Origin of the sequence: Teichococcus globiformis, assembly GCF_042646265.1 — a bacterium.
Taxonomy (GTDB): domain Bacteria; phylum Pseudomonadota; class Alphaproteobacteria; order Acetobacterales; family Acetobacteraceae; genus Pseudoroseomonas; species Pseudoroseomonas globiformis.
Map to the genome: position 1 here is coordinate 15,609 of NZ_JBHRTN010000028.1, position 20,578 is coordinate 36,186.

A 20,578-nucleotide genomic window follows, 5' to 3' on the forward strand; every position below is an offset into this window, starting at 1 on the left:
GGTTAGATGTCGCCCATCAGGCTGCGGCCGACGCGCTCGATCCGCACGGCGATCCGCGCCCTGGCCACAGCGTCGCGCAGGCTCGTCACCCACGCACGGAACTCCTCCGTCTGGCGGATCTCAGTCATTTCCGTATCCTATGACGTATGAGCTGTACGGCGCAGGCGATATGGTCCAAGTGCCCTTGGCTGGCAGCACAGTAAAGGCTGCTCTCTTTGCTACCAGCTGGTGTCACACTACCGCCCAACCCTCCTCAATGATGAACCGTCTTCTCGCCCTGGCACAGCTGCGTGTCGAGGAAGCGCAGAGGTGGATGCCTGGGTGCGGATACCTGCGGCAAGCATCGGCTCAGAGGGACGGGCATCCCCCCGATCCTCCCTTGCCCTGTCCTGCGCACCATAGGCGGCCAGAATTGCCAATTGCTCTTGTACGCTCCGGACTGGCGCCGCTGGCCGCGCATATCTTCTAGGTAGAATCTTCAGGGATTCTGGTTTCGAGCCAAACGCTGAACGCGCGGTTCTCTCCGACACGCGCTCGGCGCTGGGTTCCGCAAGCAGACGGTAGGAGTGGGCCCAGCGCAGGCCATGGCCTGGCACGCGAATTGGAATCCGTCGGAGTTTAATGAAGCCGCCGGCGCGCAGCCGGTGGATCGCGGCGGACACGGTGCCGAGCGCCACACCCGCCAAGCGCGCCAGAGCCCGATAGCCCGGAAAGCACCGGCCACTAGGCCAGTGATTGTGGCTGACAAGCGCACCATACACCGCCGCATCGCTGGCAGCGTGGCGGAGGTGACGGCTCTTCTCATGGCGGCGTGTTGGCCCAGCCGCCAGCCGCAGTAAGGCGAATTCATTCGTTCGCGCCTCGGCGCGCGTGATCGATCGCATGTTCGGTCCTTGTGGCTAGGACCGTCAGCCACCGGACAAGCCTCTAGCGTTCCCGCAAGTTGGCGCTTGCGAGATGAGGCTCACTGAGGCAGGATGCGACTGCAGATTTGGTTCGCATCTTGCCTCCTCGGCAGTGACGGGAAAGCTCTTACGGTTGGCGCCGTGAGGGCTTTTTTCGTTTACGGACTCTCTTAGGTGGAAAATCTCCTGTGGACCGAGAAACCCTAATGTCGTGTCACCATAGAGACAACTAAGTGATTGCTCTATAAAGCAAAGTCACCCATGTAGACACGCATACACGTCGACGTGTTGCGGAGTAAGGCATTGTTCTTCAATGGTTGACGATTCTCTAACATGTCGACATGGTTGCGCGTCTACATGTTGGGGGGCATGGAATGCATGTTGTTGCGCTGATGAGTCAGAAGGGAGGTGCGGGCAAATCTACCCTCGCCGTCCATTTAGCAACTGAGGCTACCTCTCGTGGGGTTAAGACGTTGCTCCTGGATCTTGACCCTCAGGGCAATTTGACGAACTGGGCGCAGCGTCGTGGCGACGCAGCTCCGGATGTCGATGCCATCCATGCTTCGAACTTGGCTCAGACTCTCAAGGACGCCAAGAAAGAGGGCTATGAACTTGTGTTTGTCGATACGGCGCCTAATGCTGACCGCACCACTATGCTGGTAGCACAAACCGCCGATCTGGTGGTTAGCCCATGCCAGCCGGCGCAGTTTGATCTCGATGCCCTGAATGCGACTGTGGACCTCTGCCTTGCTCTCAAGCGGCCGGTAGTGGTCGTTATCAATGCCGCTCCTCCCCGCGAGAACTCCAGTGTTGTGGCCGACGCCGTAGCTGTGGTGAAGGAGGCCGGCGCCGAAGTGTCACCTGCTGTCATATCCTACCGCGTAGCCTTTCGACATTGCCTAGCTAACGGCAGCACCGCTGCCGAGTATGAGCCGGGTGGAAAGGCCTCGCATGAAGTCTCAAAATTATACAACGACATGTCGGCACGACTACGTGACGACGTGTCGACACGTTGAGGTATGCTATGGCTCTGCGTTCTCGCCCAAAGCTCAACTCCTTACCTCGACCAGCTCTCGCGCAGACGGACGTGGTGCCGAGTGCGCCAGTTCCGAACAAGGTTCCTGTCCCTCCGTCTCGCCAAGGCAAGAGGCAAGTAGCCTTCTTTGTAGACACAGCGACTAAGCGTCAACTTGACCGTATGGGCTTGGATGAAGGGAAACGTATTCAGCACCTCATGACTGAAGCTCTCAATCTGCTTTTCCAATCGCGTGGGCTAGCGAGGATCGCCGAAACCAAGGACTAACACGCAAACAGCGACACGACGACGTATCGATGTGATCGAATGTCGACACGTCGACACTCATACAGGATAGGGTAGTGAGGTAGTGGTCAGCTAAGGATTGATAGGCGGTTGCCACCGTGAAGCGGAGAGTACTGAGGAGAGGCCAGATAGCCTCTCATGGCATGGCGTAATTCGTACTGTTCTCCTGGCGGAATCCAAGGTTACCAGGACGAGAGTGGCTACTGTAGACCCAGCAAAGAGGAACGGCGCATAAGTTTGATCGTGCGGGGTAGTGCTCACAGTACGTGCAGCAGATCCGCTCGCCTGAGGCACCGGACGCTTAGAGCCTGCTATGGAGCTGCGGGTTGGTGGCGATCAGGCTGCGGGGATGCGTGTCTGGAAGCCGTACCCGTCGATGTCTCCAATGAAGAATGAACGCTTGTCGCGCTCTATCTGGACATCGCTGCCGGGGGGCAGCCGGGCAAGGCGACACAGGTTGTGCGAGGTGTTCAACGGCCTGCGCTACGTCATCAAGACCGGCGCACCGTGGCGCTGGATGCCGATGACCTGCCGCAATGGCTCAAGATTGTCAGAACCACAGCGCCGTTTTGTCGCTGTTCTGGCAATCCTTGCCATTCTCTAGTCGACATGCCGACATGAGTGCGTGTGCGCATGTAGACCTGTCGACATGTTAGATATGAGGTGTCTGATAGCAGATTAGTAGCAGTCTCGCTTCATCCAATGTCGGCGAGATATGAGGCCCGCTGGGTGCCAGCCCAGCCAATCACCAGCCCTATGCGCCAGTTCGGTGCGCAAGTGCCCGGTGGCGCGCGTCGCGCCTGCGAGAGCGCCGCCGCCAGCGCCCAGGCCAGGAGCACCGCAATGACCACCGCCAGCAGCGCCGCGCCGATGCCAACTCACCGACAGAGATCGCCCGGCGCCGCGGTGGCAATGACCGGCTCCAGCTCCAGACTGATCAGCAGAAACGCCAGCATGTTCAGCAGCACGACCACCGTGCCCCAGACGGCGAAGGACGGGATGAAGCCTGCAAAGGATTGAGCCAGCGTGTTCTTGGGGAAACACGGTGGCTGGCTGCGGCCTGGATGGCGGCGACGCGGCTTCCAGGCTTTAACACGCGGTTCTCAACGGCAGGGGAGATCTGCCTGAAGATCCGGTCCCGCTTCAATATCGCTCTCATCGGAGAATGCTGAGTGATGGGGATCTCGCTGTCGATCCTGGATGCCGAATCTGCCCAGGCCGGATCCGTGTAAGCCTACCTGACATCGCTTCCCTCAAGGACCATGGCCTCAGCAAGCCAGGACATGAACTGAAAAATATACCGGAGCGGGAGTTTACCCTATATTGTGACATCTAGGTTGTGTCAGAGGCGAAGCATCAACAAGAACGGGTATTCACGGCCCAGGTTCAAGCGCCCTGGGGGAATGCCTTCGCGCATCGGCACGGCCTGATGGGAAGGGTATCCGTGGAACCGCTTTCAATCGGAGGGGAGGTCAGGTCGATGGTGGCGGCACAGCGATCGGGCAGGACTTGCCCGTGAGGGTATCCTCGATCCGGCAACTGATCAGCATCAGCTTCGCTGTCGTGCTGACTTCTATGGTCGCAATGGGTGTGATTGGCTTTCTCCGCATTGGAGATATCGAGGAACAGGCCCGTCTGGTCGAAAACGATACCACGGTCGACTTGTCTTCCGCCGCCGAGCTGGCCATCGCCTGGAACCAACGATACGCCATGTTGCGCTCCTTCCTGTCCTCCACCGACCCCGAGGCGATCCGCGCGGCCGAGGAACGCCTCCGAGCGAACCGCGCGACGCTGCAGCGGCTGGAGCAGCTACAGGAGGAGGGCGACCGCGACTCCGCCGACCAGAAGTATTTCGCCCAGATTAGGGCATCCAGCGATGCGTTCCGCAGCGCCGAGGCCGAGTTGATCAGGCTGGTGCAGGCGAGCCGGCCCTCTGAGGCGAACAGCCTCTTCCAGACCCGTCTGCTCCCCGCCCAGGGCCAGGTGCTGTCCACACTGCACGAATGGGTGCAGTACAACAAGCAGCAGGCCGATGAGGCAACCCGGCGCATCGCCGAGGCCGGATCGCATGCGCGGCTCGGCATGGGACTTGCGCTCGGTGCCGCCATCCTGCTGGCACTCGGCGCCGGTTTCTTCCTGTTGCGCGCCATCACAGTGCCGCTTGGGCGGCTGAGTGCGGCGGCGGATCTGATGCGGGAGGGAGATTTCAGTCACCGGGTGGAGCTAGACCGGAAGGACGAGTTCGGCGTCTTGGCGGCGGCCTTCAACCGCATGGCCGACGACCTCACCGCATTGATCGGGCAGGTGCAGCGTTCCAGCATCCAGGTTAGCACCTCCGTCACCGAGACCGCCGCGACCGCGAAGCAGCAGCAGGCGACGGCCAGCGAGATCGCCGCCACCACCAGCGAGATCGGTGCGACATCGCGCGAGATCTCGGCCACCTCGCAGGAATTGGTGCGGACCATGGTGGAGGTTTCCTCCGTCGCCGATCATACGGCAGCGCTGGCGGGGGATGGCCGCGCCGGCCTCGCGCGGATGGAAGAAATGATGCGTCAGGTCGCCGCCGCGGCAGGCTCGATCAACGCCAAGCTCGGCGTGCTGAACGAGAAGGCCGGCAACATCAACCAGGTGGTGACGACCATCACCAAGGTCGCCGACCAGACCAACCTGCTGTCCCTCAACGCGGCGATCGAGGCGGAGAAAGCCGGCGAATATGGCCGCGGCTTCAGTGTCGTCGCCACCGAGATCCGCCGCCTGGCCGACCAGACTGCCGTCTCCACCTATGATATTGAGCAGATGGTGAAAGACATCCAGTCCGCAGTTTCGGCCGGCGTCATGGGCATGGACAAGTTTTCTGAGGAGGTCCGGCGGGGCGTGCTGGAGATCCAGCAGGTCGGTGGCCAGCTTTCCACCATCATCGAGCAGGTGCAAGGCCTGGCGCCGCGTGTCGAGAGCGTCAACGAAGGCATGCAGGCCCAGGCGCTCGGCGCCGGGCAGATCAGCGACGCTTTGGCGCAGCTCAGCGATGCCGTAGCGCAGACGGTGGAATCCCTGCAGCAATCCAGCCTCGCGATCGACGACCTGAACCAAGTCTCCGCCGGGCTGCGCGGCAGCATCACCCGCTTCAGGCTGCACGCCTGACGAAGACGGGGACGCCGCCATGCTGTTCCTCATGTTCCGCGCCGGCGAGGATGCCTATGTGCTGGAAGCCGGCCGCATCGAGGAAATTCTGCCCCTCGTGCGGATCAGGACTCTGCCCGATTCCGCCCGGTCGAGCGTCGGCATCGTGCATCATCGCGACATGCCGCTGCCCGTGGTCGATCTGAGTGCGCTGCTGCTCGGCCGCCCTTCCCGCCAGAGGCTAAGCACCCGCATCGTCCTGGTAAGTGCCGAGGCCATGGATGACCCATTGCGCCAATTCGGCCTGGTGGTGGAGGAGGCGACGCAACTCCTGCAACTCGATCCCGCCGGCTTCGTGCCGCCGGGCTTCGCGCGCGACGCGGCGCCTTATCTGGGACCGATCATCGCCAGCGCGCATGGCCTCCTGCACCGGATCGAGCCGGACCGGCTGCTCGCCCACGCCTATGGCGGGAGCCCGCTGCCGCAGCCGGCGGGGGCGGCCTGATGCTCGGCGAGATTGAGGCACTGCTGAAGCGCACCATCGGGCTGGAGGCCGCGACGGTCGGCAGCTCTGCCATCGCCCGCGCCGTGCGCGCCCGGCAGGCCTCGCGCGGTCTTGGCGACATCGCCTCCTACAGCGCGCATCTGCGGGAATCGCCTGAGGAATTGCAGGAGCTGGTTGAGGCGGTCATCGTTCCCGAGACTTGGTTCTTCCGCGACCGGGGCGCCTTTGAGGCCGTGGCTCAGCTTGTCCGCGAGCGGCTGCCGGAGCTGCTAGCCGGCCGCAGGCTGCGCCTGCTTAGCCTGCCGTGCTCCACGGGGGAGGAGCCCTATTCCATAGCGATGACCCTGCTGGACGCGGGTCTCACGCCCGAGCGTTTCGCCATTGACGCCATGGATGTCAGCGGCCGCTCCATCGCCATCGCCGAACGCGCCATCTATGGCCGGAACGCCTTCCGCTCCGGCGATCTCGGCTTCCGTGATCGGCATTTCGCGCCCGTCCAGGGCGGTTTCCGTCCAGGCGAGGCGGTGCGCCAATCGGTGCGCTTCATCCAGGGCAATCTGTTCCACGCGGCGACACCGCCCGGCAGCGGCGGCTACGACATCGTCTTCTGCCGCAACCTGCTGATCTATTTCGACCGGCCGATGCAAGAGCAGGCGATCGGCGTCCTGCACCGGCTGTTGCTGCCGGATGGCCATCTGTTTCTCGGACCATCGGAGACCGCCCTGCCGGAGCGGCGGCAATTCACCTGGGCCAAGCTGCCCATGGCCTTCGCCTTCCGCAAGGCGACCGCAGCGCTTGTCCCGGCCACACCCATGCCACGGGTCGAGACGTCGCAACGGCCCCCGCCGGAGCGGACGATCCCACAACCCCCGGCGCCTCCGCCCGCGACGCAGCCGGAACCGGAGCTCGCCGGGGCACGGCTGAAGGAGGCACAGCGATTGGCCAATGGCGGCCAACTCGCAGAGGCGGCGCGACAATGCGAGGCGGTAATCCGGCAGCACGGCCCGTCGGCGGAGGCCTTTCACCTCCTCGGCTTGGTGAAGGATGCGGCGGGGGACCGGCCGGCGGCCGTGGCGAATTACCGCAAGGCCCTCTATCTCGATCCGCACCACCAGGAAACCCTGGCGCATCTGGCGCTGCAACTCGATTACGTGGGCGATGACGCGGGCGCGCGGATGCTGCGTGGCCGGCTGCAACGTTCGGCGCTGCGGGGCGCGGGTTGACCATGGCGCCCGACACCGCGCCCAATAACACCCAGGGCAAAATACCGGACATCGACCCGTGCTGGAACCGCATCGGCGTCACTGGCGACGCGACCTGCCCTAACCTGCCATCGCACAACCATTGCCGCCACTGCCCGACACAGGCAGGCGCCGTCTCGGTGATGCTGAACCGCCCGCCGCCCGAGGATTACCTCGATGAATGGACGCGGCATGTGGCCCAAGGCCGTACCTTCGCCGGCACTTCCGGCCGGGGGTGGGACGAGGCCGCCGAGGCGGGTGGGGATCTCTCGGTACTCATCTTCCGCATCGGCGGCGAATGGCTGGCCATGCCGACCCGTGTGCTGGAAGAAGTGGCCGAGATCCGCCCGGTGCATTCCCTGCCGCATCGCCGCAGCGGGGTGGTGGCCGGTGTCGCCAACATCCATGGCCGGCTGCTGATCTGCGTCTCCCTCGCCGCTCTTCTGAACCTGAAGGCCGAGACGCGGCCGCAGGAGCGTTCGCTGGTAGCGAAGCGACGCATGCTGGTCATCGGCCGCGATCCCGGCAGCTTCGTCTTCGCGGCCGATGAGGTGGAGGGCATCCACCGCTTCAAGACCCGCATGCTGCGCGCCGCGCCCTCCAATGTCGCCCGGGCGGCGCTCAGCTATACGCGTTGGGTAATCCCCTGGCGCGACCGCACCATCGGATGCCTGGATGCCGAGTTGTTGTTCGACGGCCTGGCCCGGGGCATCGCATGAGCGGCGGGGCCGGCGATTACAGCGAGTTCTCGCTGCTGGAACTGTTCCGGCTGGAGGCGGAGACGCACACCCAGGCGCTGACCGCCGGGCTGCTGGCGCTGGAAGGCGGGGCCAATACCGCGCAGCATCTCGAACTCTGCATGCGGGCGGCGCATTCCCTGAAGGGCGCGGCACGGCTGGTCGAGGTGATGCCGGCGGTCAATCTGGCGCATGCGATGGAAGAGATCTTCGTCGCCGCCCAGACCGGTAGCCTGGTGTTGCGGCGCGACCAGATCGACCTGCTGCTGCGCGGCGTCGATCTGATGGGTGCGATCGCCAGGGACACGGCCGGGGCGCCGGGCGGCGAGGCGGCGGTGGCCGAGGTGGCGACGCTGGTGCTGGCGCTGGCCCGCTCGGTCGAGGGTCCGCCGGAGGAGTCGCCACGCGAACCGCCGGCAGAGCCGCCGCCCGATCCCGCCCCGCCGCCCGAGGTTCCATTGCCGAGGGTGGCCGAGGCACCCAGGCCCGAAGCACCCAGGGCCGAGGCGGCAGAGCGCATCCTTAGGATCACCGCTGACAGCCTAAGCCGCTTGCTCGGTCTGTCGGGCGAGGTGCTGATCGAGGCCCGACGACTGCGTCCCTTCAACGACCGACTCATGCGGCTGCGGCGCCTGCATGACGAGGCGCTGCGCGCCTTCGACGCCGTACGCGACGCAGCGGGGGCGGGGATGGCGGGGGATGCGGCGCAACTCGCCCTGGCCGCCGCGCGGCAGCGTTTGATGGATTGCCAAGACGATCTCGGCAAGCGCCTGATGGAAATGGATGCGCTGGACCGACGCTCGGTGCAGCTCGCGCACCGCCTCTATGACGAGGCGCTGGCCAGCCGGATGCGGCCCTTCGAGGATGGCGTCCGGCGCTATGGCAGGACCGTGCGTGACCTCGGGCGCGAACTCGGCAAGCAGGTCACTCTGGAGATCGCCGGTGGCGGCACGCCGGTGGACCGTGACATTCTGGAACATCTCGACGCGCCGATCGGCCATCTCCTGCGCAACGCCATCGACCATGGCATCGAGCCCCAGGCGGAACGGGAGGGCGCCGGCAAGCCGGTCGGCGGCACCATCCGGCTGGAGGCGCGGCATCATGCGGGCATGTTGCAGATCGTCGTCGCCGATGATGGGCGCGGCATCGATATCGACCGGCTGCGCGCCGCCATCCTCGCGCGCGGCCTGGCCCAGGAACAGACCGTCGAGCAGTTGAGCGAAACGGAGTTGCTCGAGTTCCTGTTCCTGCCCGGCTTCACCATGAAGGGGGTGGTGACCGAGATCTCGGGGCGCGGGGTCGGGCTCGATGCCGTGCGGGCGCTGGCGCGGCAGGTGCGCGGCGTGGTGCGGGTAACGACGCAGGCGGGGCAGGGCACGCGCTTTCAGTTCGAGTTGCCGTTGACCCTGTCGGTGGTGCGCACCCTGCTGGTCGAGATCGGCGGCGAGCCCTATGCCCTGCCGCTAGCGGCCATCGAGCGCGCCATGATGTTGCCAGCCGCCGCCATCGAATGGCTGGAAGGGCAGCAGCATTTCACGTTTGAGGGCCGGCAGGTCGGGCTGCTCGGGGCGCACCAGATCCTCGGCTGCGCAGGCAGCGCCATCGCCGGGGAAGACATCGCTGTCGTCATCATTGGCGACCACCGTAACAATTACGGCCTTGCGGTCGACCGACTGTTGGCGCAGCGGGAGCTGGTGGTGCAGCCGCTCGACGCGCGGCTCGGCAAGGTCACCGGCATCAGCGCCGCCGCCCTGATGGAGGATGGCACGCCGGTTCTCATCCTCGATGTCGAGGATCTGCTGCGCGGGGTGGAGAAGTTGTCCACCTCTGGCGAGCTGGACCAGGTCACGACGGCACAACCCAGCGCCGGGCGCTCCCGGCGCCGCGTCCTGGTGGTGGACGACTCCCTCACCATCCGCGAGCTGGAACGCAAGCTGCTGAGCCAGCATGGCTATGAGGTCGAGGTCGCGGTAGACGGCATGGATGGCTGGAACGCTGCCCGCGCCGGCCGCTTCGACCTGATCGTTACCGATGTCGACATGCCGCGCATGGACGGGATCGAGCTAGTGTCACTGATCCGCAAGGACCCGCATCTGAACGGCATCCCGGTGATGATCGTTTCCTACAAGGACCGCGAGGAAGACCGCCGGCGCGGGCTGGAGGCTGGTGCTGACTACTACCTGACCAAGGGTAGCTTCCACGACACGACGCTGTTGCAAGCGGTACTCGACCTGATCGGGGAGGCGGAGGGATGACCGGTGCCCGGCCGATGCGGATCGGCATCGTCAACGCCATGCCGATGGCGGGGGAGGCGCTACGACGGACCATCGCCACGATGGCTGAGCATCGCGTGGCCTGGGTCACTTACGGCGCCGCGGAAGCGGTCCGCTTCTGCCTGAACGATCGGCCCGATCTGGTGCTGGTGGACCTGTCGCCGCCCGGATCGGACGGCATCGAGGCGACGCGCCGGATCATGGCCGAGGCGCCCTGCGCGGTTCTGCTGCTGACGCCTGATGTCGACGCCAATACCTCGGGCGTCTTCGAGGCGATGGGCCACGGCGCCGTGGATGTGGTGAGTATGGCATCGGCACAGGATGGCACACTGTTGCGGAAGATAGAGGGTATCGGGCGGCTGGTGAGGGAACGCCTCTGCTCCACGCCCGGAGCCGGACTCGCCCGTCCGGCCAGCCCCAGCCCTCATCTCGTGGCGGTCGGGGCCTCGGCCGGCGGGCCGGCGGCGCTGGCTGCCCTGCTGCAAGGCCTGCCGGAGAATTTCCCGGCCACCATCGTCATCATCCAGCATGTCGACGAGCGGTTCGCCGCCGGCATGGCCGAATGGCTGGACGGGCAGGCGCCGATCCCCGTGTCGCTGGCGCGGGAGAACGAGGCGCCATTGCCAGGGCGTGTGCTTCTGGCGGCGGGCGATCAGCATCTGGCACTGAGATCCTCTATCCTGCTGGGCTACACGCCGGAGCCGAGAGATTACGTCTACCGGCCCTCGGTGGACGTATTCTTCCACAGTGTCGCCCGGCTTTGGAAAGGTGCCGCGACCGGCGTGCTGCTAACGGGCATGGGCCGCGATGGCGCCGAGGGCCTGAAGGCGCTGCGCCAGAAGGGGTTCCACACCATTGCCCAGGACCGGCCCACTAGCGCTGTCTACGGCATGCCCAAGGCCGCTGCCGATATCGGTGCGGCCACCGAGATCCTTCCGCTTTCCAGCATCGCACCGCGATTGATCAGGGCCGTCACCGGCCGCCGTCCAGAGGAGGCCCCCACATGAATTCCAGGACCCGGCATCTTCTCCCGGCGGGGCAGTCGAAAGAGGACTACCCCATCATGGTCTTGCTCGTAGACGACCAGCTGATGGTCGGCGAGGCGGTCCGACGGTTGCTGGCGTCCGAGCCGGATCTCGACTTCCATTATTGCTCCGACGCGAACGTCGCCGCCGCCGTGGCGAAAGAGATGAAGCCCACGGTGATCCTGCAGGATCTGGTCATGCCGGGCACGAGCGGCCTCGAACTGGTGCGTCGCTACCGATCCGATCCCCTAATCCGCAACATCCCTGTGATCATGCTGTCGACGAAGGAGGAGGCGGCGACTAAGAGCGAAGCCTTCGCTGCTGGCGCAAACGACTACTTGGTCAAGCTTCCCGACCGGCTCGAACTCACCGCCCGCATCCGCTACCACTCTAGGGCCTATCTCAATCAGATCCAGCGCGACGAGGCCTATGCCGCATTGCGGGAAAGCCAGCAGGCGCTGCTGAACATGAACATGGAGTTGCAGCGCATCGCCAAGCTCGACGGTCTCACTGGTCTCAGCAATCGGCGGTATTTCGATGAGTATCTGTCGGCCGAATGGCCCCGTGCAGCGCAGGATCATGAAGCCCTAGGGGTGCTGATGATCGATGTGGACGACTTCAAACGGTATAACGACACCTACGGGCATCTGGCCGGCGACGAGGTTCTCAAGGCTGTGGCGCGTACGCTGGAGCACCATTGCCGACCGTCATCGGACCTGATCGCTCGGTTCGGCGGCGAAGAATTTGTCTTCGTCTCCGCGGCACTCTCGGCCGATGGAGTGCGGCAATTGGGCGATACCCTCTGCCGCGCTGTTGAGGCGCTAGGATTGCCGCACCGCGCTTCGCGCGTCAGCCCGAATGTCACGATCAGCGTGGGCGGCGCGCTGGCCTACCCGGCTCAGGGCGGGACGCCGATGTTTCTGATCGAGGCGGCGGATAAGGCACTCTACCAGTCGAAGGAAGCGGGGCGGAACCGAACGAGCGTCATCTTTTACGGCTGAAGCCGTAAGGCACTTGGCGTGCCGGTATGCCCACCTCGGACAAGGAGAAGTGCCCTGCCGCTTTGGATCAGCGCCGTCGCGGAGGTCCGCTCCGATGAGCATAATGCCGGCTTCCGCTGACTGTATGGCTGTGAGACGCCTTTGGCGTTCTCAATGGTTAGGCGAACCACGGCGAAGTCCTGCGGTCCGGCCTGCCCGTCAGGCTTGGTGCTGCGTAGCTTCCGTCGGGCGGCACGGCACTTGGAGACGACCTAGTTTGGTGTTCGAACACTGCAGAACACGTTGTCGTCGGGTGTTATATGCGGCGATGAACCTGCACAGCAGCAGCCTGAAGCCGCAGCGGGAAGATGGTTGATGCCCGGCACCTCGCTCTCGATACGCCAGCGTTATCGGATTGAAGAGAACCATAATCAGGCCGGGAGCAAGGGCTCCCCTGGTCCTTTCCGTAGAAGCGCTAGTCTCGACCTCGGCAACGTCTTGCCGGAAGCGGCCTAACCGCTTCCGGGGAACAAGATCGGAGAGCGGACACCGTCCGCTGCGATAAAGTTGCTCACCCGCGCACGGCGGCGCCACCGAACACGACCTGATTGCGTACCGCCGGCTGAAAAAGGCCGTAGAGGAACTTCTGATCGCCGCCGCTCGCCGCGTCCAGCGCTCCCAACTGTTCGGCGGCAAGTCGAGGCCGAGCGCGGGCACGTTGTCCGCCACCTGCTCAGCGCGGCTCACACCCATCAGCGTGGACGCGACGCCGTTCAGACTGGATTGCTTGGTTCCCGTCAAGAATGGCGGAAAAACTCATGCACCCTGTTGACTCTCTTCGTGGAAGGCGAAGCTCAGCTGGATGTTTACTGTTCGCTCTCTTGTACGCGGTTCCAGCCGGGATCCGGATCAAAGGTCGTGATCCGCCGAGCTTCATCCGCCGTGCGTGCACCGAACTCGTGCTCAAAGATCACGCCACGATGGTCCATGATGAAGGTCGAAAGGCCAGTTTCACCGGGCCGAACCGGCCAGGCGACGACTGCATAGCCTTCAGTTAGCCGACCATTGACCAAATAGGATCGCGCGCCGCCTTCGGCATGTGAGCCCTGGCCAGTCAGGATCTTGTAGGTATAGCCCCCCGGCGGGATCAGTACAGGTTTCTCAGGGTCGTCCTCCGCCCGCGCAAAGGCCTCGTTCAGATGGTCTATGGACGGGCCTGGCACGAAATGACTGGCCACGAGGCCGTCGGACTGCCCTGGCGAACTGCGGATCCGCCGTGCGTACTGGAGGACTCCGTCACCCGTCCTGTCGGTAATCCGGAATCGCTCTTGCGCCTGTGCCAGAGCACGCAGACCCCGGATCGCATTCGCCTCGTTGACACCGATCCGCCGCTCCCGCATCGCGCCAATCGTGGCCTGCTGATCGAAGGCCCAGCCGCGGGCTAACCGCGTCAGTACGGCCGGCAATGGTACCTGCGCCGCGCCGAACAGGGCGACAGCACGACTCTGCGCCTCGTCCGGATACGTGATTGCGGAGGACTGATCCGCAAGCCAGGCGCCAGCTGCACGCCGCATTTCGGATCTCTGCCGCTCATCACGTGGCACACTGTCCAGTACCCGCTGACCAAGAATGGCAATAAGAGGCTCCACTGTTGGAGCCTGAAGAGCCGCGATCAGGGCATGCACCGCCGCCTCCGGCGTCGCGAAGGCTGGGGCCTGCACTTGGCGCAGGACAGGGGGCGGCGTTCCGGCGATTGGCTCTGGCTGCCGCGGTGCGGGTTGCGCCGATATCGGCATGGCGGCAGCAGTCAGAAAGAGGAACGCCAAGGCGGCGTGAAGCAGTACGGCCCGGAGCTGATCGGTGGTGAACGACATCGTACCCTCCATCCTACCTAGTTACGCCCTGCGCGACCGCCACCTGGACGCGCATCACCGCCGCGGCCAGCCGCGCCGGGTCCGCGCGACCGGGCAACCTCCTGGCCGCCGGACATGCCACGTGCAGGGCCCCTGTCGGGCGTGCGGGCAGCCGACTGCGTGCTGGCCCGTTGCGGCGCAACGGAGGCTCTCTGCTGCGCTGCTGCTTGCCGCTGCGGGGTTGCCCTGGGCTGCACGCGCGTTTGCTCCGCCGTTGCGGCCGCCCGGCGCGTTGGTCCGGCCGGCGCGTTGGTCCGGCCGGCGCTCCCGTGGGCGGCCGGGCCGCGGGCATCTGGCGCCCTGTCCCACCACTGGCAGCTTCACTGCGCCGCGCGCCCTGCCGTTCCTGGGTAGCATCCTGGCGCCCGGCCTGATTCGCCTGAGTGGTCTGCTGGCGGTCGCTCTGGCGCTGACCGGCGGCCGCCTGTCGCTGCTGCTGTTGGCCAACGGCGAAGCCCTCCAAGTCTTCACGCCGTCCGGTGGCATAGGACTGCTGACTTGCCTGGGCCTGTCGGTTAACCGTCAGGCGGTCTCCTGCAGCGCGCGGGCGCCGTTGTACCGCGCACCGGATTGGGTGCTTCGATAAAGTGCGTAAGGCGGTGGCACAACGTAAGCCGGGTGGTGGCCGTAGCTCTGACCCCAGTCATCGTTGTTGTTGTTGACCAACTCGGAGATCAACAGGCCCGCACCGACGCCTACCAATCCGCCGACCAGCGCGGCGCCCGCCGCGTTGGTTCCGCTTTCCGCAGGTGCTGGTATCGCCGCAGCCTGCAGGGGTAGCAGCGGCACTGGCATGGAAGCATCAGGCGGCGACACGGGTGCAGTATAGGCAGGCGCTGGGTCGGCAGGCCTCTGAGCCGACGTGCTATGGGCAGGCTGCTTCGGCGGACCGGCAGCCTGGGGCTCAGATGCGGGCACGGCGTCCTGTACTGCCATTGCGGTGCTGGCTGCCGGTGAGGCACCCGCGCCGCCTCGCGGCGAGACCGGCTGTCGCTGCTTCAGTCACTCTGTAGCCCGCCCGTACGCCATCCAAACATCGTTCGGCTGGTGCTGGTAGGCGGATCCGAGCGCGGCGGAGGTTGCGATGTCCTGCGTCAAATATTCGAGGACCCGCGGAGCTCACTCCGCCAGCAGGCGCACCGTAGAGGGCCAGTCCTCCTCCACCGCGCCACGCGTCGCCGCAGGCTGCCGCCATTACCGCGGATCTATCCGGGCAGCTTGGCGCCGGTGGTGCGGCAAACCGAGGCCAGGCGCGAACTAGCGATGCTGCGCTGGGGTATGCCGGGTCCGGGGCAGTTCGACGGCCATCCGGTGACCAACATCCGCAACACCGCCAGCCCGCACTGGCGCCGCTGGCTGGGCCCGGCGTATGGCTCCTGGTGCCGGCGACGTCGTTCTGTGAGTGGAAGGACACCAACCCGAAGAAAACCCCATCTGGTTCGCGCTCAATGAGCAGCGGCCGCTCTTTGCCTTTGCCGGGATCTGGACCACCTGGACCGGCACGCGCGGCACCAAGGCCAATCCAGTGGAGGGGGAACACGAGCTGTACGGCTTCCTGACCACCAAGGCGATTGGCGTGGTGAAGCCGATTCATCCCAAGGCCATGCCGGTGCTGCTGACCGCGCCAGAGAAAATCGACAGCTAGCTGGAAGCACCCTAGGAGATCGCCAGCGAGCTACAGCATCCGCTGCTGGACGCGCAGATGAAGATCGTGGCCAGGGGCGAGCGGCAGGATGTCGGCGAGAGTGCGACCGGCTGACCAGGCCGGCAGCGCCTGGCTACTCCCCTCGGTCCAGCACACGGCTGATCCGGATGCGATCCCTCAGGCGGGCACGTCGCACCAGGGCGGCAACCTGGCTACCGGGCCGGAGCGTCTCGTAATGCGCTGGCCACACCGCGGCACAAGGCCGCTGATCCTCGAGCTGCAGGTAGGCCTCGTAGCGCTCGGGACCGGTGGTCGGCACCATGGTGGTGCCGACCTGGCCGCTTGTCGTCACCACGGCGACAGAGGCCATGGAGCCGGAGGCGGCACGCCAGCTCCGGTTCGCAACGACGCCCTCTATCCGTTCCAACGGCCGTCCCGCGAAATCCACGATGAAGAGGCCGAGAGCCACTACCGTGCCGAGGACCGCGAGCGACATGAGCCATAGGAGTGCGCTGAGAAACGCGAACAACGTCTGGTCTTCGCCGGACCTGCCGCGCCGGACGCGTCAGCGCATGAGCGCCATCGAAGGCGCAAGCTGCCACTGATGTCTGCCTGAACGCAGACCTTCAAGGTCCCCATCGGGACGGGGTTCCGACGATGCCATGGTTAGGACTGTTGCCAAGCTACGGTCGAGCACGCTTATGAGATGGGCGCGTCGCACCCTGCATTGGACCAGCATCATGTTGGCAGCCCTCTCGCTGACCACGGACCGAAGCTTAACCCGGGACGACCTCAGACGACGGACCACGTGGCGCAGCCGCAGTGATCAGAAGCCCGAGCCGTGACGAAGCCGCGACACAGCTTACGCACGCGGACCAGATCACGCCCAAATACCGGCTTGACGGGAGGTGCCTGGTTACCACAGTCCGGGCCGTAGAGCGTCAAGCCGTGCATGCAGCAACAATAGTGCTGCTCTCGTTCCCTTACCGGCGCACCACGTCCTGCCATTCCGGATGGCGGTCGAGTTGCGCCTTTGCAAACGGGCAGAGCGGGATGATAGCGATCCCATCCTGCCGAGCATCCTCGACGGCCTGGCGCACTAGCCGTTCGCCGAGCCTGCGGCCACGCAGGGCCATAGGAACCTCCGTGTGATCGATGATGATCAAGCCTCGTCCCGCACGACTGTAGGTCATTTCGGCCTCAATGCCGTCGACGACGATCCGGTACCGCCCCTTGGTCACGCCGTCCTCCCGCTCGACGCCTGTGTCCTCTGACGGAACGACGCTCTTGGACCGCTCGGCGTCCGGTGTCCGCACTTGGCCGGGGCGTCCGGGCGTGCATTCCAGGAGATCGCGGTCCCACCTGCCCAGATCGGCGGCGGCATCGTAGGTCGAAACCAGGAAGGCCATGAGTGCGGCATCGGGATCGGCCGCGGAGCGGACGGCAGCGTAGGGCAGGACGAACTCCGACAGCCCTTCGTGCCAGAAAGCCGCCTCCGGCCGGACCGATGCAGCTCGAAAGCCGTTAGGCACCGGATAGGCGTAGGCATAGAAGGCGGGATAGTCGATGCCGCCGCCGCCTGGCCAGAAGCCGGCCGACGAGACTTCACGGTCATAGGCCTCCCGCGCGACGTCGTCTGGCAGGGTCGGGATCCCCGCGGAATGGAGTGGCGCACGCCGCCCCGAGAAGCGCGTGACTGCTAAGTCGAGGGCGCCCCAGAATAGGTGGACGGGGCTCGACTTGCCGAGAAACGATGTGCGGAACGTCTTGAACACCCGGTCGACGGAGATCAGCACTTGATGGAAGCGCTGCACCGCGTCGCGGTCGTAAGGGCGCTCCCGATCATCATTGGCGAACGGCACGGCAAACGGTATCTCGTTCGGGCTGCCGTTGAAGGTGGGTGTGCCGCCAAGGTCGGAGATTAGCCGCACGAAGTCGGCGTGAAACGCCGCCACCGTGGTGGGCCTGAGCGCGATCGATGCCGTGCGGCCATCCCCACTCGTGCCGAGAACCACATGGCGCTGGAGATCTATGAAGATCTCGATCCCACTGCCATCGGGGATCGGCGAGGAGGCTAGGCCGCGAGGCGTGACGTAGAAGGTCGCGTTCCAGGAATGATTCAGCCAAGGGCTGTGCGCCAGCCGATACTTGCCGGCGATCTGCAGGTAAAGGTGCAGGGCGGAGCACGTCTCACGCCAGCCGAGATAGTCGAAGTCGGGCCAGTTGTTTCTCATCGAATCGCCTTCCTTACGTTCTTCGTGACGAGCAGCCTCGTTCATGACCGTGTGTTCCTAGCATGGAATGTGACGCCGGCGGTCGACATTGGCTTGAATGCCAAGCGAGGCGCCTCTGAACAAAATGGCGTACGGCCCATTCCTATCATACGCCGGCAACGCCATCGGGCCACCCCTGCACCGATCTGGCAGGAAGCACCATTTCACCGCAGTGCAGGTGCGATCTCGCGTCCAAGAAATTCAATCGCCCTGATCATCACGGCAGTTTCGGACGCTACCAACGTCATCTGCAATGCCACCCGCGAAATGCCGCGCACACATCGCTGGCATAATGGCTCTTGGTTGCGCCCGTCGCCTGAGCGCCGACAAGAAACGCGCCATGCGAGCCCGCCCTCTCCTTCTGCGCTCGAGTGGGTTTCGACCAGCCGCATTCAAGCGCACAACTTCCGATCAGCTGCGCCCATCCCGGGAGGAAAGCACTTCGCGCCTCATCATCGCTAGCTGCGACAAAGCCCATTGCATGAACACCTACTTTGAGCTCTGCAGGATTATGGCCGGCGCGCTTACCTGCCTGGCGGAAGAGATCGACGAGGAGACGAAAGCCTTCGAACGTTCCGCCAATGATGGCGATCATCAGCGGCAGGCCGAGCCGGCCGGCACGTCCGAACGATTGCAGCGTCCCCGCAACGCCGACCCAGATCGGCATCTGCGCCTGATGCGGTCGCGGGAAGACGGCCCCACCGGACAGCGCGGGGCGGAACTGGCCCTGCCATACCAGTTTGATCGTCTCACCAAGCTTCATAAGCAGGTCAAGTTTCTCGACAAGCAAGTCGTCGTAGTCGCTCATGAACAAGCCAAACAGCGGAAAAGCTCCGACGGAAGATCCCCGCCCGGCGACGATCTCGACATGCAACGCGAGATGAGATCAAGCGTGGCGAAGTCCTGGAAGATCCGCACCGGGTTGGACGCATTCAAGTCGGTCACAGCGCTCATCAGCCTGATGCAGTTGGTGCGGGCCGCTGCGGCGGCCAGGATAGCGACCGGTGAAGAGTCTAGAAACTCAGCTCGGTGGTGCTCGCCAATGCCGAAGAAATCGAGTCCGACGCGTTCCGCGTGTTCAATTTCTTCAAGCACGCCGGCCATCCGATCGGCGCCGGTCGGAAGCATTCCAGTTGCCGGATCGGGGAAGATGGCGACGGAACTGCGAATGCCGATGTTCATTGGAGTTTCTCCGCTTTCTTCGAAGCCAATTTCGCCGAGGTCCTTGAGGCCGTCCCCTCGTGCGTGCTGGTCATTCACAGCGAGGACGATCAAGCGGCCAGCCGATGCCTCCTGTACGATCAAGCTTTCCCGGCACGGCATGCTCGAGACTCTCCAAGGCTTGCCGTACGAGTTATTCGCATCCCGGTCACCAGTTGCGATAGCTCGGTAATTTGGGATTCCGTGTTGCGCGTTGAGGAACGCCGCCAGGCATCCTTCTCGCGGCTCATCTTGCGGACGTGGTGCGGCTACACGCTCTTGCGCAAATCGCAGGGTGGCGTTCCAGAAAGGGCTACACGGAGTTCGCCGGATCGGCAGTACCGCCAGCCGATCAGTGATGTCAGACTTTGCCCTGTGGATTGCGGCCGCAGCGTCTGTAAGCCGCGATCTGCCCGCCCACCCAGTCGCCCGCATCCTTTCGGAGACGCCCATGCCAGACGATGAACTGCATGAATTCTTCGGACGCTACGTCGCCGCGCTCAATACCCATGAGTTCGTGGGGCTGAGCGAGTTCATGGAAGACAATCTTATTGTGAATGGTCGCCCTGCAACTCGTGAGCAGGTGATCGCAGGACTAGAAGGGCACATTGCAGCGGTTCCCGACTTGGTATGGCGGACTGAGCACGTCGCTGTTGAGCGCGGCCAGGTGGCGGCACGCTTCATCAACAAAGGCACTCCGATCAAGGAATGGCTTGGGGCCGAGCCTAACGGAGCAACGGTTGAGTATGCGGAACACACGTTTCACAAAGTCCGCGACGGCAAATTCTATGAACTCAACTTTCTTCTCGACGAAGCGTCAGTGCGAAATCAGCTCGGCTCTTAGCCACATTGTTGGTCCCGGAACACTAAGTTCGATAAGCTATTTGACCACCTACTCCGAGCCAGAAGACGACACCTACGATCTGCCACCACTGCACTCGCCGCCAGCTTGTCTGGCTGCAGAACCACCGCCGCACAGCAGCAGGTGAACCTCCAGGAAGACCACAGGACGTGCTCCGTGTTCGGGTCCGCGCTTGATTCGCATGTCTACAGCGATTGCATGCTGGCCCAGCAGGGTCGGCGCGACACGGCGGATCTCGACTCGCCAGTGAAGACCCGAATGATCAACAACGGCACCAGCGACGCGTACGCGGCGGCTGATCGCGCTCGCCGAGGGCGCTGCGATCGGGACCCGAACCGTCGCGAGTGCAGGCGGCAGATCGGCGTGGCGACTACGGACCCGGTCGCTTTGTTCATCCGGTTTCTTCCGGTCGCGCGCTGCTGGCTTTTCGCCGCGGCCGCCTTGGGTGGTTGTTGGCTACGGTCTCAACCTCATCATCCAGTCACCTGCGCACGTCGTCCAGGGATTGGCCATGAAAACGGTGGAGGCGAAATGGACAATCCGCCGAGACCCGTCAACGCGTCACCTTCCCCCCCCCC

The 20,578-nt window shown here is 64.5% G+C and carries 22 protein-coding genes; 14 read left to right on the top strand and 8 right to left on the bottom strand.

Annotation, left to right across the window (positions count from 1 at the left end):
- Positions 1–2: 2 nt before the first annotated feature.
- Both ACFOD4_RS22125 and ACFOD4_RS20590 read right to left on the bottom strand, forming a co-directional pair.
- Positions 3–128 (bottom strand): hypothetical protein, encoded by a 126-nt coding sequence (locus tag ACFOD4_RS22125; protein WP_456316916.1) that lies wholly within the window; start codon positions 126–128, stop codon positions 3–5.
- 108 nt (positions 129–236) lie between these two features.
- Complete coding sequence (locus ACFOD4_RS20590) at positions 237–884, bottom strand: helix-turn-helix domain-containing protein (RefSeq protein ID WP_379599517.1); 648 nt, start codon at positions 882–884, stop codon at positions 237–239.
- A 395-nt stretch (positions 885–1,279) separates the two neighbouring features.
- Between ACFOD4_RS20590 and ACFOD4_RS20595 the strand changes: the two genes are divergently transcribed.
- The 11 genes from ACFOD4_RS20595 (at position 1,280) to ACFOD4_RS20645 (ending at position 12,128) form a co-directional block, all read left to right on the top strand.
- Positions 1,280–1,921: an AAA family ATPase gene (locus tag ACFOD4_RS20595; protein ID WP_379599519.1), complete on the top strand. Its 642-nt coding sequence runs from the start codon at positions 1,280–1,282 to the stop codon at positions 1,919–1,921.
- 8 nt (positions 1,922–1,929) lie between these two features.
- On the top strand, positions 1,930–2,208 hold the full coding sequence (locus tag ACFOD4_RS20600; protein WP_379599520.1) for a ribbon-helix-helix domain-containing protein: 279 nt from the start codon (positions 1,930–1,932) through the stop codon (positions 2,206–2,208).
- Positions 2,209–2,539: 331 nt separating this feature from the next.
- Complete coding sequence (locus ACFOD4_RS20605; protein ID WP_379599522.1) at positions 2,540–2,830, top strand: hypothetical protein; 291 nt, start codon at positions 2,540–2,542, stop codon at positions 2,828–2,830.
- A gap of 239 nt (positions 2,831–3,069) precedes the next feature.
- Positions 3,070–3,246, top strand: a complete 177-nt coding sequence (locus ACFOD4_RS20610) for a hypothetical protein (protein WP_379599524.1) — start codon at positions 3,070–3,072, stop codon at positions 3,244–3,246.
- 495 nt (positions 3,247–3,741) lie between these two features.
- On the top strand, positions 3,742–5,367 hold the full coding sequence (locus ACFOD4_RS20615; protein WP_379599525.1) for a methyl-accepting chemotaxis protein: 1,626 nt from the start codon (positions 3,742–3,744) through the stop codon (positions 5,365–5,367).
- 19 nt (positions 5,368–5,386) lie between these two features.
- Positions 5,387–5,851: a chemotaxis protein CheW gene (locus ACFOD4_RS20620; RefSeq protein WP_379599527.1), complete on the top strand. Its 465-nt coding sequence runs from the start codon at positions 5,387–5,389 to the stop codon at positions 5,849–5,851.
- Positions 5,851–7,074 (top strand): CheR family methyltransferase, encoded by a 1,224-nt coding sequence (locus tag ACFOD4_RS20625; RefSeq protein ID WP_379599529.1) that lies wholly within the window; start codon positions 5,851–5,853, stop codon positions 7,072–7,074. The genes ACFOD4_RS20620 and ACFOD4_RS20625 overlap by 1 nt, the downstream gene beginning before the upstream one ends.
- 2 nt (positions 7,075–7,076) lie before the next feature.
- Complete coding sequence (locus ACFOD4_RS20630; protein ID WP_379599531.1) at positions 7,077–7,811, top strand: chemotaxis protein CheW; 735 nt, start codon at positions 7,077–7,079, stop codon at positions 7,809–7,811.
- Positions 7,808–10,084: a hybrid sensor histidine kinase/response regulator gene (locus ACFOD4_RS20635; RefSeq protein WP_379599532.1), complete on the top strand. Its 2,277-nt coding sequence runs from the start codon at positions 7,808–7,810 to the stop codon at positions 10,082–10,084. Before ACFOD4_RS20630 ends, ACFOD4_RS20635 begins: the two co-directional genes overlap by 4 nt.
- Positions 10,081–11,109 carry a chemotaxis-specific protein-glutamate methyltransferase CheB gene (gene cheB, locus ACFOD4_RS20640; protein WP_379599534.1) on the top strand — a complete coding sequence of 343 codons (1,029 nt, stop codon included), beginning with the start codon at positions 10,081–10,083 and terminating at the stop codon, positions 11,107–11,109. The genes ACFOD4_RS20635 and cheB overlap by 4 nt, the downstream gene beginning before the upstream one ends.
- Positions 11,106–12,128 (top strand): diguanylate cyclase domain-containing protein, encoded by a 1,023-nt coding sequence (locus ACFOD4_RS20645; RefSeq protein ID WP_379599535.1) that lies wholly within the window; start codon positions 11,106–11,108, stop codon positions 12,126–12,128. Before cheB ends, ACFOD4_RS20645 begins: the two co-directional genes overlap by 4 nt.
- 845 nt (positions 12,129–12,973) lie before the next feature.
- Here ACFOD4_RS20645 and ACFOD4_RS20650 read toward each other — a convergent pair.
- A complete protein-coding gene (locus ACFOD4_RS20650; RefSeq protein WP_379599536.1) occupies positions 12,974–13,981 on the bottom strand; it encodes a DUF2950 family protein in 1,008 nt (335 codons plus the stop codon).
- Positions 13,982–14,542: 561 nt separating this feature from the next.
- Complete coding sequence (locus ACFOD4_RS20655) at positions 14,543–14,815, bottom strand: hypothetical protein (RefSeq protein WP_379599537.1); 273 nt, start codon at positions 14,813–14,815, stop codon at positions 14,543–14,545.
- A gap of 607 nt (positions 14,816–15,422) precedes the next feature.
- Between ACFOD4_RS20655 and ACFOD4_RS20660 the strand changes: the two genes are divergently transcribed.
- Complete coding sequence (locus ACFOD4_RS20660) at positions 15,423–15,665, top strand: SOS response-associated peptidase family protein (protein WP_379599539.1); 243 nt, start codon at positions 15,423–15,425, stop codon at positions 15,663–15,665.
- Positions 15,666–15,798: 133 nt separating this feature from the next.
- On the opposite strand, the gene ACFOD4_RS20665 is transcribed toward ACFOD4_RS20660, so the two are convergent.
- The 4 genes from ACFOD4_RS20665 to ACFOD4_RS20680 all read right to left on the bottom strand — a co-directional run bounded on the left by ACFOD4_RS20665 (position 15,799) and on the right by ACFOD4_RS20680 (position 19,213).
- Positions 15,799–16,161 (bottom strand): hypothetical protein, encoded by a 363-nt coding sequence (locus ACFOD4_RS20665; protein WP_379599540.1) that lies wholly within the window; start codon positions 16,159–16,161, stop codon positions 15,799–15,801.
- A 487-nt stretch (positions 16,162–16,648) separates the two neighbouring features.
- Complete coding sequence (locus tag ACFOD4_RS20670; protein ID WP_379599541.1) at positions 16,649–17,944, bottom strand: DUF5996 family protein; 1,296 nt, start codon at positions 17,942–17,944, stop codon at positions 16,649–16,651.
- A gap of 238 nt (positions 17,945–18,182) precedes the next feature.
- Positions 18,183–18,746 carry an LLM class flavin-dependent oxidoreductase gene (locus ACFOD4_RS20675; protein WP_379599542.1) on the bottom strand — a complete coding sequence of 188 codons (564 nt, stop codon included), beginning with the start codon at positions 18,744–18,746 and terminating at the stop codon, positions 18,183–18,185.
- Positions 18,743–19,213 (bottom strand): LLM class flavin-dependent oxidoreductase, encoded by a 471-nt coding sequence (locus ACFOD4_RS20680; RefSeq protein WP_379599543.1) that lies wholly within the window; start codon positions 19,211–19,213, stop codon positions 18,743–18,745. Before ACFOD4_RS20680 ends, ACFOD4_RS20675 begins: the two co-directional genes overlap by 4 nt.
- Before the next feature lie 376 nt (positions 19,214–19,589).
- On the opposite strand from ACFOD4_RS20680, the gene ACFOD4_RS20685 reads away from it, so the two are divergent.
- Both ACFOD4_RS20685 and ACFOD4_RS20690 read left to right on the top strand, forming a co-directional pair.
- Positions 19,590–19,982: an ester cyclase gene (locus ACFOD4_RS20685; RefSeq protein WP_379599545.1), complete on the top strand. Its 393-nt coding sequence runs from the start codon at positions 19,590–19,592 to the stop codon at positions 19,980–19,982.
- A gap of 174 nt (positions 19,983–20,156) precedes the next feature.
- Positions 20,157–20,578: hypothetical protein (locus ACFOD4_RS20690; protein ID WP_379599547.1), on the top strand; the 422-nt coding region annotated here is incomplete at its 3' end.